The 16,066-nt window shown below is 42.6% G+C and carries 5 protein-coding genes; 4 read left to right on the top strand and 1 reads right to left on the bottom strand.

Going from position 1 to position 16,066, the window contains the following annotated elements; genetic code table 11:
• The first annotated feature begins 18 nt into the window (after nt 1–18).
• Entirely contained in the window at nt 19–12,021 is a 12,003-nt protein-coding gene (locus EO115_RS08120; RefSeq protein ID WP_206168438.1) for a YadA-like family protein, read from the top strand.
• 252 nt (nt 12,022–12,273) lie between these two features.
• Here the strand turns inward: EO115_RS08120 and EO115_RS08575 are convergent, their stop codons facing one another.
• The gene (locus tag EO115_RS08575; RefSeq protein WP_371413271.1) at nt 12,274–12,354 is read right to left on the bottom strand and encodes a putative holin-like toxin; all 81 of its coding nucleotides are present in this window, start codon (nt 12,352–12,354) and stop codon (nt 12,274–12,276) included.
• Nucleotides 12,355–12,596: 242 nt separating this feature from the next.
• Here EO115_RS08575 and EO115_RS08115 point away from each other — a divergent pair, with 242 nt between their 5' ends.
• The 3 genes from EO115_RS08115 to EO115_RS08105 are packed head-to-tail and all read left to right on the top strand — an operon-like array spanning nt 12,597 to nt 15,970.
• On the top strand, nt 12,597–13,427 hold the full coding sequence (locus EO115_RS08115) for an MBL fold metallo-hydrolase (protein ID WP_126938445.1): 831 nt from the start codon (nt 12,597–12,599) through the stop codon (nt 13,425–13,427).
• Nucleotides 13,428–14,657 (top strand): DUF445 family protein, encoded by a 1,230-nt coding sequence (locus EO115_RS08110; RefSeq protein WP_126938444.1) that lies wholly within the window; start codon nt 13,428–13,430, stop codon nt 14,655–14,657.
• Entirely contained in the window at nt 14,654–15,970 is a 1,317-nt protein-coding gene (locus EO115_RS08105; RefSeq protein WP_126938443.1) for a DUF445 domain-containing protein, read from the top strand. The genes EO115_RS08110 and EO115_RS08105 overlap by 4 nt, the downstream gene beginning before the upstream one ends.
• Nucleotides 15,971–16,066 lie beyond the last annotated feature (96 nt).

The raw sequence follows: 16,066 nt of genomic DNA, 5'->3' as shown, positions 1-16,066 counted from the left end.
GCAGATACTTTGACCAACATGAAAGGTATTTCTGGTAATGGCACAGATCCATTGACAATTAAAAATGGTGACAATGCAGTTATTACAGTAAAACCTGGTGCTAATGGCGCTAAAGGTGAGGTAGACTTCGGTGGATCTAAATTAACAAATATTGGTACACCTGGTGCGAATACAGATGCAGCGAATAAAGCCTATGTAGATACAAAATTCGGTAATGCAGCGAATAAAGATTTAGGTAACCTAAGCGATGATGGCAAAAATGCAGTCAAAGACTTAGCAGCAGAAGCTGTGAAAGTAGCTCAAGGTAAAAATGTTACAGTCACACCTAAAACAACAGACCATGTAACAACATATACAGTAGATGCTATCGATACGACAGTAGCCGCTGGGGAAGGCTTGTCTGTTACAGGTGGCGATACAGTAGATACAGCTACAAACAAACGTAACTATACAGTGGCATTGTCTCAAGATACAAAAGATACATTAGCGAAAGTAAGCGACATTGCTAAAGCAGTAGGCACTAATGGTGTAGATGGCCGTGACGGCAAACCTGGTACAGGCGCTGATGCTGGTATGGGCAAAGATGGCTTAACAAAAGAAGATGGCCTAAACGGTAAAGACTTAACTACAAAAGTGAATGCATTACGTAATGGTGAAGCTGGTACAGTAGTGTACACAGATGAAAACGGTAAACGTGTTGTCAAAGCGAAAGATGGTAAATGGTACTTAGCGGACAAAGTAGATGCTACAGGTAATAAATTGGATGGTGCTACTGAAGTCACAACACCACAAGCTCGTTTAGTAAATCCAGATGGTACAACAACTGGTGGTACAACTAAGTTAAGCAACATTGCTGACGGTGAAATCGCAGCAGGTTCTCATGATGCAGTGACTGGTGGTCAATTACATACTAAATTAGCTGAAAAAGCTGACAAATCTGTAGTAGATAATTTAACTACTACGGTGAATACAAACACTACAGATATTGCAGGTTTAAAAACAACTGTAGACAAAGCGATTACCTTTAAAGGTGATGACGACCAAGGCGTAGAACGTAAGTTAGACACTACATTAACTGTAAAAGGTGCTACAAACTTCACACCAAGTGCAACAACTCCAGCAACAGAAGCAGGCGTTAACATCCGTGTGGAAAAAGATCCAACTACAAATGCGAACGGCTTAGTGGTGAAATTAGCAGATACTTTGACCAACATGAAAGGTATCTCTGGTAATGGCACAGATCCATTGACAATCAAAAATGGTGACAATGCAGTTATTACAGTGAAACCGGGTGCAGCAGGCGCTAAAGGTGATGTAGACTTCGGTGGATCTAAATTAACAAATGTAGGAGCACCTGGTACAAATACAGATGCAGCGAATAAGTTCTACGTAGATGAAGCTATCAAAGCGGTCAACCAAACAGCTGCTGGTAATGCTAACCTAGGTTACAAAGCCAATGGTGGAACAGCTAAATCAGTAGCAGTCACAACAGGTCTAGACTTTGTTCAAGGCGATGGCACAGCGAATACAGCAGAAAGCGCAAAATCTGGCATCGAAATCGTAGCTGGAGATAGCGGTAAAGTGATCATTGGCTTGTCTAACGATGCGAAAACAAAATTAGACAAAGTAAATGACATTGCTAAAGCAGTAGGCGCTAACGGTGTAGATGGCCGTGACGGAAAACCTGGTACAGGCGCTGATGCTGGCATGGGTAAAGATGGCTTAACAGCAGCAGATGGCTTGAACGGTAAAGACTTAACTACGAAGGTAAATGCTCTTCGTAACGGCGAAGCTGGTTCCGTGGTGTACACAGATGAAAACGGCAACCGTGTTGTGAAAGCTAACGATGGCAAATGGTATCCTGCTAATAAAGTCAATGCAGATGGCACAAAAGCAGCTGATGCTACGGAAGTAACAAAACCTCAAGCTCGTTTAGTGAACCCAGATGGTACAACAACTGGCGGTACCACTAAGTTAAGCAACATCGCAGATGGTGAAATCAAAGCTGGCTCTAAAGATGCCATCAACGGTGGTCAATTACATGACGAATTAGCGAAAAAAGCTGATGTAACAGCTTTAGCAGGCAAAGTAGATAAGGCTTCTGAACTTCATGTAAAAGCAGATACATACGCTGTTGGTGATGATGGCATTGTGACTGTAAAACAAGAAGATGGTACAGGCGCAGAAGCTACTGGTAAAGAGTTTAAAATTAGTGGTTTAGCTACAAAAACAGATATTACAAATATCAATACTACTTTAAACAATAAAGCGAATGCATCTGATTTAGAAGGTTTGAAAACAAACCCAATTACTTTCACAGGCGACGATGCACAAAATGTAACACGTGCATTAGGTACTACATTAACTGTAAAAGGTGCTACAAACTTCACACCAAGTGCAACAACTCCAGCAACAGAAGTAGGCGTGAACATCCGTGTGGAAAAAGATCCAACTACAGATGCGAACGGTTTAGTGGTGAAATTAGCAGATACTTTGACCAATATGAAAGGTATTTCTGGTAATGGCACAGATCCATTGAAAATTAAAAATGGTGACAATGCTGTTATCACGGTGAAACCGGGTGCAGCTGGCGCTAAAGGTGACGTAGACTTCGGTGGCTCTAAATTAACAAATGTAGGAGCACCTGGTGCGAATACAGATGCAGCGAATAAGTTCTACGTAGATGAAGCTATCAAAGCGGTCAACCAAACAGCAGCTGGTAATGCTAACCTAGGCTATACAGCAAATGGTGGAACAGCTAAAACAGTAGCAGTAACAACAGGTCTAGACTTTGTTCAAGGGGATGGAACAGCGAATACAGCAGAAAGCGCAAAATCTGGCATCGAAATCGTAGCTGGAGATAGCGGTAAAGTGATCATTGGCTTGTCTGAGGATGCGAAAACAAAATTAGACAAAGTAAATGACATTGCTAAAGCAGTAGGCGCTAACGGTGTAGATGGCCGTGACGGAAAACCTGGTACAGGCGCTGATGCTGGCATGGGCAAAGACGGTTTAACAAAAGAAGATGGCCTAAACGGTAAAGACTTAACTACGAAAGTAAATGCTCTTCGTAACGGCGAAGCTGGTTCCGTAGTGTACACAGATGAAAACGGTAACCGTGTTGTAAAAGCTAACGATGGCAAATGGTATCCTGCTGGCAAAGTGAATGCAGATGGTACAAAAGCAGCTGATGCTACGGAAGTAACAAAACCACAAGCTCGTTTAGTAAATCCAGATGGTACAACAACTGGCGGTACAACAGTATTCAATAACGTAGCCTCTGCGATTCCGGCTGCAGCAGCTGATGGTTCTAAACCTACAGTCTTAGACAACTTGAACACAGCAGCAAACAACGATAAAACGAAACATGCAGCAGTCAACGTAAGTGACTTGAACAACACAGCGACTGAAATCATTGCAAAAGGTTTAACATTCCAAGGTAATGATGCAAAAGGCATCAAAAAACAATTGGGTGAAACTTTAGATATCGTTGGTGAAGGCACAGTTGCTACTGGGGCAACAACAGCAGCGAATAATATCCGCACTAAGAAAACTGACGATGGTAAGCTAGAAATCGGCTTGGCAAAAGACTTAGTAGGTATTGCTTCTGTTACAAATGCAACAACTACTGACGGTGCAGGTACTAAACTTGCTTTAGATGGAGATAAACTAACTATTACAAATACACAACCGTTGCCAGAAGGTGTAGCTCCTGGTACAGCACCAACTATGACAACAGTGACAATTGGCAAAGATGGTATCAATGCTGGTAATAAAGTGATTTCTAATGTAGCAACTCCAAATGTAGGCACAGATGCAGCAAACAAAGATTATGTAGATACACAAGTTGGTAATGCAGCGAATAAAGATTTAGGTAACCTAAGCGATGATGGCAAAAATGCAGTCAAAGACTTAGCAGCAGGCGCTGTAAAAGTAGCTGCTGGTAAAAATGTTGCAGTCGCACCTAAAACAACAGACCATGTGACAACATACACAGTGGATGCTATCGATACGAAAGTAGAAGCTGGAGAAGGCTTGTCTGTCACAGGTGGAGATACAGTAGATACAGCGACGAATACACGTAACTACACAGTGGCATTGTCTCAAGATACAAAAGATACATTAGCGAAAGTACAGAAAGCAGTCGATGCAATTGGTACTAATGGATCTGATGGACGTGACGGCAAACCTGGTACAGGCGCTGATGCTGGTATGGGTAAAGATGGCTTAACAAAAGAAGATGGACTAAACGGTAAAGACTTAACTACGAAAGTAAATGCTCTCCGTAACGGCGAAGCTGGTTCCGTAGTGTACACAGATGAAAACGGCAACCGTGTTGTGAAAGCTAACGATGGCAAATGGTATCCAGCTGAGAAAGTAGATGCTAAAGGTAATAAACTGGACGGAGCTACAGAAGTGGCAACACCACAAGCTCGTTTAGTGAACCCAGATGGTACAACAACTGGCGGTACCACTAAGTTAAGCAATATCGCAGATGGTGAAATCAAAGCTGGCTCTAAAGATGCTATCAACGGTGGTCAATTACATACTGAATTAGCTAAAAAAGCAGATGTAACAGCACTGAATGAATTAGCAGACAAACCACTTACTTTCAGTGGAGATACTGGAACGAATGCAACTCGTAAATTAGGTGAGACATTAGCTGTAAAAGGTGCGGCAAACTTCACACCAGCAGCAACTGCAACACCAGGTGTGAACATCCAAGTAGCATCTGACCCTACGAATGGTTTAACTGTGAGCTTAGCAGATACGTTAACAGGCATGAAAGGTATCTCTGGTAATGGCACAGATCCATTGACAATTAAAAATGGTGACAATGCTGTTATTACAGTGAAACCGGGTGCAGATGGCGCTAAAGGTGACGTAGACTTCGGTGGCTCTAAATTAACAAATGTAGGAGCACCTGGTGCAAATACAGATGCAGCGAATAAGTTCTACGTAGATGAAGCAATCAAAGCAGTGAACCAAACAGCGGCTGGTAATGCTAACTTAGGTTACAAAGCCAATGGTGGAACAGCTAAAACAGTAGCAGTAACAACTGGTTTAGATTTTGTTCAAGGCGATGGCACAGCGAATACAGCAGAAAGCGCAAAATCTGGCATCGAAATCGTAGCTGGCGATAATGGTAAAGTAACATTTGGCTTAAACGAAGCGACTCGTAATGCTATTGATAATGCAGCGAATAAAGATTTAGGTAACCTAAGCGATAATGGCAAAAATGCAGTCAAAGACTTAGCAGCAGGCGCTGTGAAAGTAGCTGCTGGTAAAAATGTTGCAGTCACACCTAAAACAACAGACCATGTGACAACATATACAGTAGATGCTATCGATACAACAGTAGCCGCTGGAGATGGACTTGAAGTTACTGGTGGTGCGGAAGATACTAATAAGGTACGTGCTTACACAGTAGGATTGTCTGCAGATACAAAAGCTAAATTAGCAAAAGTAGAAAACTTAGCTAACACAGTAGGCACAATCGGCGCTGACGGCCGTGACGGCAAAGCAGGCACTGGTAAAGATCCAAAAGCAACCGATGCAGTGGCAGGCGATAAAGGCTTAACAGGTCAAGATGGCTTGAACGGTAAAGACTTAACATCTAAAGTGAATGCACTTCGTAACGGCGAAGCTGGTACAGTAGTGTATACAGATGAAAACGGTAACCGCTTAGCAAAAGCTAACGATGGTCAATACTACCCAGCGAATAAAGTTAATGCAGATGGTACAAAAGCTGATGATGCAGTAGCAGTGGCAACTCCACAAGCTCGTTTAGTGAATCCAAATGGTACAACAACTGGTGGTACGACTAAGTTAAGCAACATTGCAGATGGCACGATTGGAGAAAACTCCAAAGATGCTATTAATGGTGGTCAATTACATACTGAATTAGCGAAAAAAGCTGATAAATCAGATATTACAACTATCAATAATACATTAGCGGACAAAGCAAATGCGTCTGACTTGAATACATTGGCAGAAAAACCACTTACTTTCAGTGCAGATACTGGAACGAATGCGGCTCGTAAATTAGGCGAAACATTAGCCGTGAAAGGTGCGGCAAACTTCACACCATCAGCAACTGCAACACCAGGTGTGAATATCCAAGTAGCATCCGATCCTACGAATGGTTTAACTGTAAGCTTAGCAGATACTTTAACCAACATGAAAGGTATTTCTGGTAATGGCACAGATAACTTAGTTATCAAAAACGGTACTAATACGATTACTGTCACACCAGGTAAAGCAGAAGTAAAAGATGACCAAGGTACGGTAACTACACCAGCAGATCCTGGTAAAGTGAACTTTGGTGATGCGACTGTAACTGTAAAAGACCTAGAGGCACCAATTACGTACCGTGCCAATAGCGTGGCTGATACTGCAGCTAAATCTGTATCCTTGAAAAAAGGTCTAGACTTCGTTACTGGTGATGGTACAACTGCCACAGCTGAAGCTGCTAAAGCAGGTTTACATATCGAAACTGGCGATGACGGCAAAGTGATCATTGGCTTGTCTGATGATGCGAAAGCAAAATTAGATAAAGTAAATGATATTGCTAAAACAGTAGGTGCTAATGGCGTTGATGGTCGTGATGGAAAACCTGGTACAGGCGCTGACGCTGGAATGGGCAAAGACGGCTTAACAGCAGAAGATGGCTTGAATGGTAAAGACTTGACTACGAAAGTAAATGCTCTTCGTAATGGCGAAGCTGGTTCCGTAGTATACACAGATGAAAACGGCAACCGTGTTGTGAAAGCTAACGATGGTAAATGGTATCCTGCTAACAAAGTGAATGCAGATGGCACAAAAGCAGCTGATGCGGTGGAAGTAACAAAACCTCAAGCTCGTTTAGTGAACCCAGATGGTACAACAGCTGGCGGTACGACAGTATTGAATAACGTAGCGTCTGCGATTCCAAATACAGCCAAAGATGATGCAAATCAACCAATTGCTAACCCTACATTCTTAGATCGTTTGAATACAGCAGCGGGTGATGCAAAAACACAAAACGCAGCAGTCAATGTAAGTGACTTGAACAACACAGCTAAGGACATCATTGCGAAAGGATTAACATTCCAAGGTAATGATAAACAAGGTATCAAAAAACAATTGGGTGAAACCTTAGATATCGTTGGTGAAGGTACAGTTCCTGCAACGGCAACAACAGCAGCGAACAATATCCGTACTAAGAAAGCAGATAATAAATTAGAAATTGGTTTGGCAAAAGACTTAGTAGGTATTACTTCTATTACGAATGCAGCAACGACTGACGGAGCAGGCACTAAACTTGCTTTAGATGGAAATAACTTAACTATTACGAATACACAAGCAGTGCCTGAAAATGCACCTGCTGGTACAGTACCAACAGTGACAACGGTGACTATCGGTAAAGATGGTATCAATGCTGGTGGCAAAGTGATTTCTAATGTAGCAGCTCCAAAAGCGAATACAGATGCAGTGAATAAAGAGTATGTAGATACTAAAGTGGGAGAAGCGACGGCAGCTGCCACAGGTAATGCTAAGATAGGTTACAAAGCAAATGCTGAAACAGAGACTAAAAAAGTTGGCGTAGCTGATGGTTTACATTTCAAATCTGGTACAGGTACAATTGCGCCAACAGATTTAGCTCCTAATACTAGCCCTACAAAAGATACAGATAGCAAAGAGGCTAAAACTGGTATCGCTATCACTACAGAAGAAAATGGTGTTGTGAACATCGGTTTAGATGAAGCAACTCGTAAAGTCATCGACAGTGCAGCAAAACTTGGCGACACAGCAACTGATGGCCGTGATGGCAAAGCAGGCACTGGTAAAGCAGCTGATGATGCAACAGCAGTGGCAGGTGATAAAGGTTTAACTGGCAAAGATGGCTTGAACGGTCAAGACTTAACATCTAAAGTGAATGCATTACGTAACGGCGAAGCTGGTACAGTAGTGTACACAGATGACAAAGGTAACCGTGTTGTGAAAGCTAATGACGGCAAATGGTATGATGCTAAAGCTGTGACTGACAAAGGTGAGTTAAAACCTGCGGATCAACTTCCACAAGGTGTAACTGCTACTCCAGTAGATGCGCCACAAGCTCGTTTAGTAAATCCAGATGGAACGACTACAGCAGCAGAAGGTGCAACAGGTACTAAGTTAAGCAACATTGCAGATGGCACGATTGGAGAAAACTCCAAAGATGCAATCAATGGTGGCCAATTACATACTGAATTGGCGAAAAAAGCAGATGTAACAGCATTGAACGAATTAGCAGACAAAGCACTTACTTTCAGTACAGATACTGGAACTGATGCAACTCGTAAATTAGGTACTACATTAGCCGTGAAAGGTGCAGCAAACTTTACACCAGCAGCAACTGCAACACCAGGAGTGAACATCCAAGTAGCATCCGACCCTACGAATGGTTTGACTGTGAGCTTAGCAGATACGTTAACAGAAATGAAAGGTATCTCTGGTAATGGCACAGATCCATTGACAATTAAAAATGGTGACAATGCAGTTATCACAGTAAACCCAGGTGCTAATGGTGCAAAAGGTGATGTAGACTTCGGTGGCTCTAAATTAACTAATATTGGCGAACCAGGTGCTAATACAGATGCAGCGAATAAAGCGTATGTAGACAGCAAAGTTGGTGATGTAGCTAATTTGGGCTACAAAGCGAATAACGGAACTGCTAAACAAGTGGCTGTTGGCACAGGCTTAAACTTTGTTCAAGGTGATGGTACAGCTAACACTGCAGAATCTGCAAAAGCTGGTATCGAAATCGTAGCTGGTGATGATGGCAAAGTAACATTTGGCTTAAATGAAGCGACTCGTAATGCTATCGATAATGCAGCGAATAAAGATTTAGGTAACCTAAGCGATAATGGCAAAAATGCAGTCAAAGATTTAGCAGCAGGCGCTGTAAAAGTGGCAGCTGGTAAAAATGTTGCAGTCACACCTAAAACAACAGACCATGTAACAACATACACAGTAGATGCGATCGATACGAAGGTTATCAAAGGTGATGGCATTGAAGTCACTGGTGGCGATGAAGATACTGATAAAGTACGTACGTATACAGTAGCGTTGTCTCAAGCGACAAAAGATACATTAGCGAAAGTAGCTGATATTGCTAAGGCAGTAGGCGCTGATGGTGCTAATGGTATCGATGGCCGTGATGGCAAATCTGGTACAGGCAACAATGCTGGTATGGGCAAAGACGGCTTAACTGGCGCAGATGGCTTGAATGGTAAAGACTTAACTACGAAAGTGAATGCTCTTCGTAACGGCGAAGCTGGTTCCGTAGTGTACACAGATGAAAACGGCAACCGTGTTGTGAAAGCCAGTGATGGTAAATGGTATCCAGCTGACAAAGTAAAAGCAGATGGTACAAAAGCAGATGATGCTGTAGAAGTGAAAACTCCACAAGCTCGTCTAGTGAACCCAGATGGTTCTACAACAGGTGGTACTACAGTCATCAACAACGTAGCTTCCGCGATTCCAAATACAGCAAAAGATGGTGCAAACCAACCAATTGCTAACCCGACATTCTTAGATCGTTTGAACACGGCAGCAGGTGATGTGAATACAAAACATGCAGCAGTGAATGTAAGTGACTTGAATAACACAGCGACTGAAATCATTGCGAAAGGGTTAACATTCGAAGGTAATGATGAAAAAGCGGTAACACGTGCATTAGGCACTACATTAACTGTAAAAGGTGCGAAAAACTTCACGCCAAGTGCTACAACTCCAGCAACAGAAGCAGGTGTTAATATCCGTGTGGAAAAAGACTCTACTACAGATGCAAACGGCTTAGTGGTAAAATTAGCAGATACTTTAACAGACATGAAAGGTATCTCTGGTAACGGTACAGATAATCTAGTGATTAAAAACGGTACGAATACAATCACTGTTACACCAGGTAAAGCAGCGGATGGAGCTACAAAAGCAGATCCAGGCAAAGTAAACTTCGGAGATGCTACTGTAACTGTAAAAGACCTAGATGCTCCTATTACGTATCGTACGAATGGTGATGCCGATGAAAAAGCGAAAACAGTATCCTTGAAACAAGGATTAGATTTCGTTACTGGTGATGGTACAACAAACACTGCAGAATCTGCTAAACCGGGTCTAAATATCGTAACTGGCGAAAATGGCAAAGTCATCATTGGCTTGTCTGGCGATGCAGCAACGAAATTAGGAAAAGTAGATGGCATTGCTGCGAAGGTAGATGCTGTTGAAAAAGCCCTTGATAACAAAGCAGATAAGTCTACTGTTGAGGATCTTGCGAATAAGTTAGCTGATAAAGCCGATAAAGCAACTGTTAAAGATTTAGCGGACAAAGTAGATGGTAAAGCTGATAAATCCACTGTTGCAGACTTAGCGAAAACAGTAGAAGGCAAAGCTGACAAATCTGAGTTAGACAAAAAAGCAGATAAAGGCGAAGTGACAGCATTAGCTAATAAAGCAATGACTTTCACAGGCAACAATGCGGAAGCAAAAGTTGAACGTAAACTTGGCGAAACATTGCACTTAGTAGGAACTAACAATATCACTGTTGAGAAGGATGCGACGAAAGAAGGTACATTAAATGTTACGTTGGCATCTACATTGACTGGTATGGAATCCATTACTACAAAAGCTGTGGATGGTTTAAGTAATACTACTTGGGATCCTACAAAAGTTGCCTCTGCTGAAGAAGCAAAAGCTAAACCTGATTCTGATGCAGCTAAAGAACGTTCCAAAGCAGCTACACAAGGTCAATTGAAAGACGTAGCAGATCGTGTAAGCAAAGGCCGTGTATTCACCGCGGATACAAAAGATGGAAAAGACCCATTAAAAGCTGAAGTTGGCTTAGGCGACACATTGGCTATCCAAGGTGGTGCAACTGGTGAGTTAACAGATAAAAACATCGGTGTTGAATTGGCTCCAGCGAAAGATGGTAAACCAGCTACGATGACTGTGAAATTGGCGAAAGACCTTAACATGGCTGATGGTAAATCTAAATATGACCGTTACTTACCTGAGTTTGAAAAAACTGACAAAGGTCTATTAAAATTAGATGCTAAGGGTAACCCTATTCCTAAGAAAGATAAAGATGGTAATGTAATCCTTCAAAAAGATGGTAACGGTAACCCAATCGTTAACTCTTCTACAGTGGTAAACGGTAATGGTACAACATACACGATTAATAACCTACTCAGCAATGGAACTGTTCAAGTAGACAATGACAATAAACCTGTGGCAGGAGTGGTAACGACTACAACAGCAGCAGGTACTCGTTATGAAGAACGGTTAACAACAGAAGATGGTCACGTTATCTTTAAACAAGATGACAATACAAAAGAGTTGAAACCAGTATTGAAAACAGTATCTGTAGTTGATAGTCGTGGTATCCGCATTGGAAGCAATGACAAACCAGTAGTAAGCTTAACGAAAGATGGCTTAAATAACGGTGGCAATACAATCAGCAACGTAGCACCTGGTGTATACGAATCTGATGCAGCGACAGTAGGCCAATTAAACGCAGCTACCAATACTGTGACGGCGAAAGTGAACGAAGCCGGCGCTCATGCAGCAGCATTAGCGGCGATGAACCCATTAAGCTACGATCCACTTAAAAAATCACAAGTGATGGCAGGCGTTGGTGCTTACAAAGGCAATAAAGCTCTTGCCTTAGGGGTAGCTCATTACGCAAACGAAGACACTATGTTCAACGTAGGTGTCAGCGTTGGCGGCGGTAGCAACATGATGAATGCAGGTGTGACATACCGATTCGGTGGTGAAGACAGCATGATTCCTGAACGCTACAAAGGTGGTCCAATTTCTTCCGTCTACATTTTACAAGATGAAGTATCTGCACTTAAGGCTGAAAATGCACAAGTGAAAGCAGATAACGAGCAAGTAAAAGCAGACAATGCACGCATGAAAGAAAACTATGAAAAAGTAATGCAAGACAATGAAGAAATGAAAGCACAAATTAAAATGCTTATGGCTCACATGGGTATCAAATAATAGAAACGATTCTATTCCCCACAACAAAAGGTCATAGACTTTCATAAGAAAACCCTCCCGAGGTACATACCTTGGGAGGGTTTTTCTAATTTGTGCTTTTAGTGTTATCTGACATGTGATATAATAGGAATATAAAAAGAGAGCCAATAACGTGGTGGTAGCGTTAGGCTCATCTGGGATATAGAATGGGCCTAACGTGTATAAGTAGTAGGAATACTTATCATAGCGTTAGGCTTTTCACATATGTAAAGATTATTTCTTCAAATATGTGAGTAATGCTAATACGAACATAGCGAATAAAATCATGATAGAAATTGCTTCGAATACGGTCATATTACTCACCTCCCTTACTAAGTAAGAAAGATGAACCTAACTCACGTTAGAGACTCTCATGGCTACAGTATATCATAATAATATTCGTAATGTGAAAAATAAAGTAATTACTAATACAAGGGCAATCTGTTTTCTAATCTTTTATAGGTTGATTGGGCGTGACAGATTGCCTTTTTATATATGTGAAAAGGAAAATATGTTATAATGAAAGTAATCAATAAAATTATCAATTAGGAGTTAATATGAAAGTTACCTATTTAGAGCATAGCGGTTTTGTCATCGAAGATGGCAAGCGGGCCTATGTATTTGATTACTGGAAAGATCCAGCCGGTGTAGTAGACACATTAGTAGCACAAGGCTACGAGTTACATATCTTTATATCCCATGTTCATGGGGATCATTATGTGAAATCAATTTTCAAATATTTGCCATATATACACAGCGTTTGGTACCATGAAGATGTACCAGCCTTACGAGATGCTTGTCAGCAAGTACAAGAGATAGTTAACTCTAACAAAACTGATGATGGATCTAATGTAATAGTAAATAGAATCAAACAAGGATGTCCTAATCAAGGCCAAAAGATGACAGAGGAACATCTAACAGAAGAATTGGTTCAACAAGTATTTTCTTTACACTCCATGAAGGTAGGCGACACAGTAGAATCGGACAATCTAATAGTCACTATGTTTGGTTCCACTGATGAAGGCGGTTCGTTCTTGGTGGATACAGGTACGCATCGCATCTTTCATGCAGGAGATTTAAACTGGTGGCATTGGTCTGGAGATACGCCTGAGAATATTGCAGAGGCAAAAGCGTTAAAGGAGAAGGAATTCGCACCTCTATTAGGTTTGTCTGTGGATATTATGATGTTCCCTGTAGATGCCCGGTTAGAAGTAGCCCGCGAGTGGGGAGCCTTAGAAGTGTTAGGTATGATGAACACGAAACTATTTATTCCTATGCATGCCAATGGACCTATTTGGGTGCCATCGGATACATTCCGACATACATACCCAAATCAACGTTGCTGGATTCCAGAACAGCCAGGTGATGCGGTAGAGGAAGTGAAGTAAATGACACCATGGTTACAACGACATGGAGCGACTGCTCTATTAGTCTTGATGGCAGTCATATTCTTAGTGACCTATCCCTTTCATAGAGATCCCTTCTGGGGGCTCATCACACATATTTCGGGGGCTGCCATGATTGGTGGTTTAGCGGACTGGTATGCGGTGACGGCACTGTTTACGAAACCTTTGGGGATTCCTTTCAAAACGGCGCTTATCCCTAGGAATAAGGAACGGTTCGTGGAAATGGCACGTCACATGATGGTAGACGAACTTCTTCGGGTGTCCCACATGTACGAGGTGCTGAAACAGGAACGTGTACCGCAGCGGATTGTGTCATTTATGAATAGTGTCACTGGTCGGGGGTATGTTCATGTGTGTTTTGAGGAATTGAAAGACCATGTATTGCCTCATGTGAAAGAAAATTTACTGCAAGAGCAATTGCTAGGTCATATCAAGAATGGTGTAGAGTCTTGGCGGGTGACGCCTTTCGTAGTTAGCTTGTGCCGTCAGCTGTTAGAACCAGAACGAGCAGAGGTACTATGGATGCACATCAACCGTATGTTCCAACGATTGCTAGCGGCGGAGGGGATTCGCCCTTACTTATTAGGGTTAGTATCCTCTGTGATGAATCGCTATGCAGACCATTCTTTTTTACGAGAATTGGCGTTAGCATTAGGTGGGGAGTCACTTTCGCCGGAATACATTACGCACATGATACAGGTGAAAGGCTGCGCCTATTTGATGAGCCAAGAATCCTTGCAGTCGCCCTTGGGTTTTGCAGTATACACGAAGGCTCGATGGGCCGTGGATGAACTGGCACAGAATGGACAGTGGCAACGGAAATTAGAAGATAAAAAGAATGCTTGGTTCCGGGAGTTCATCGAAGACGGCTATGTGTTGGAAGATACGTTAGACCTTGCGCATTATGTCGAGCAAGGGGAAGCGGAATTGTACCATTTCTTTGAGCATTTGGAAACGAATGCTGTGAAAGGCCGCAAGGCAGAACGATTTATTCTGTTCCAATTGTTGCATGTTTTAAATTACGTACGCCCTTGGATTGAACACATCGTCGTGCGCGAGATGAATCGATTCACACCAGAGGAAATTACCCGCATATTACAATCTAAACTGGGTTATGATTTGCAGATGATACGCATCAATGGATCCTTAGTAGGTGCTATTTTAGGCGGTCTCTTCTACGGATTGACCTTGCTGAAAGGAGGGATCCTATGAGTCCGCGTGTTATAGAAACGAAAAAAAATCCCTACACAACCTATGCGAACCGCTTGCTGATTACCATGGCGGTGCTGTTCGCTTTTGTGTGGTGGGGTCAGTGGTACATCACGGCTCCTTGGTATGATGGGTTGTATTGGTTTGTCCAATCGGCCCTCATCGGCAGCGTAGCAGACTGGTTTGCGGTGACTGCTTTATTTCGGAAACCTTTGGGTGTGTCCTTTCATACGGAACTGATTCCACGGAATAAGAATCGCCTTATTGAGGGGATTATCCGCATGGTGAATACGAAGCTGCTTACCTATGATCAATGTAAAAGCGCCATTGAACGGGTACAGTTTGTACCGTTTATAGACCAATATATCCGCAGTGATGTAGGACGGAATACGGTGCGCCAAGGGATTGCCACCATGTTGTCGGAGTTGTGGGAGCGCCGTAGTGATCGGGAGTGGGCCCAATGGGGTGCACAGCGGTTGCGTAAATTTTTGCATAATCAATCGTTTATCGGTCCTATGCAACAGACGTTGCTCCATGTATGTGAACACAATCGCTATGAAAGTGTGGTGATTCGAGGTATCGAGTATCTGCAACGGGCTCTGTATACGCCGAAAGCACAGCAATGGCTAGAAGCGGTCATTGAGGAAGAAATCGAAAAGCGCAAGAAAGATGTAGTGTCTGCCATGCTCATTGGACTTTCAGAAGGGTTGAACATTGTGAATGTCCAAGAAATGGCGGGGGCCATCATCGAAGAAGTGCATCAGATGCTAGAACGATGGAAACAGCCGAACAGCACGGAGCGCCTGGTGTGGTTACATCAATGGGTGGGACCATTGCAACAGATGGCGTCGAACCGAAGTATCACCAAGACCTTGGACGATGCTATCCAACAGTGGATCGATGTGCAAGATTGGGAGCTCATGTTAGAAGAGTATGTATGCCCACGGATTCGTGAAGGCATGGTATCTGCGGATGGGACATCGCCAATGGCCGTTGCGTTGGAATCGAGTTTTCAAGAGTTGTGGAATCATTACTGTGAAGAGCCGGGTATGGTGGAACGGTTAGAAGAAGCGTTGACGCATATTATGCTACACATTGCGTCGAAGAGTCATGGGTTTATCGGCATCATCATCCGTGAAGTGCTACAAAGCTTAAGTACAGAACGGTTCATTCATTTTGTTGAAAGTAAGGTGGAAGAAGATCTTGCTTGGATTCGCATTAACGGTGCCCTCGTGGGTGGCGTCGCAGGATTGGGGACTTGGTTGTTCTTGTATTATGTGTATGAGCCGGTGTTGCGTGGATTTGGAATCTTATAAAACATACCAATAGAGGAAAGTTGATACTTTTAGACAACTTTCCTCTATTTTTCGTTCTTTGTCAAATGTAGGGCTACTCATATTTGATGTGTTTTT

The organism is Veillonella sp. CHU740 (genome assembly GCF_003992055.1).
Taxonomy (GTDB): domain Bacteria; phylum Bacillota; class Negativicutes; order Veillonellales; family Veillonellaceae; genus F0422.
Note: the sequence above shows the minus strand (reverse complement) of the source record. Positions and strands in the feature narration are given on the sequence as shown.

Coding starts and splice junctions, on each gene's coding strand:
- EO115_RS08120 (WP_206168438.1), top strand. CDS start 19: ATGAAAGGTATTTCTGGTAATGGCACAGATCCATTGACAATTAAAAAT.
- EO115_RS08110 (WP_126938444.1), top strand. CDS start 13,428: ATGACACCATGGTTACAACGACATGGAGCGACTGCTCTATTAGTCTTG.
- EO115_RS08115 (WP_126938445.1), top strand. CDS start 12,597: ATGAAAGTTACCTATTTAGAGCATAGCGGTTTTGTCATCGAAGATGGC.
- EO115_RS08105 (WP_126938443.1), top strand. CDS start 14,654: ATGAGTCCGCGTGTTATAGAAACGAAAAAAAATCCCTACACAACCTAT.
- EO115_RS08575 (WP_371413271.1), bottom strand. CDS start 12,354: ATGACCGTATTCGAAGCAATTTCTATCATGATTTTATTCGCTATGTTC.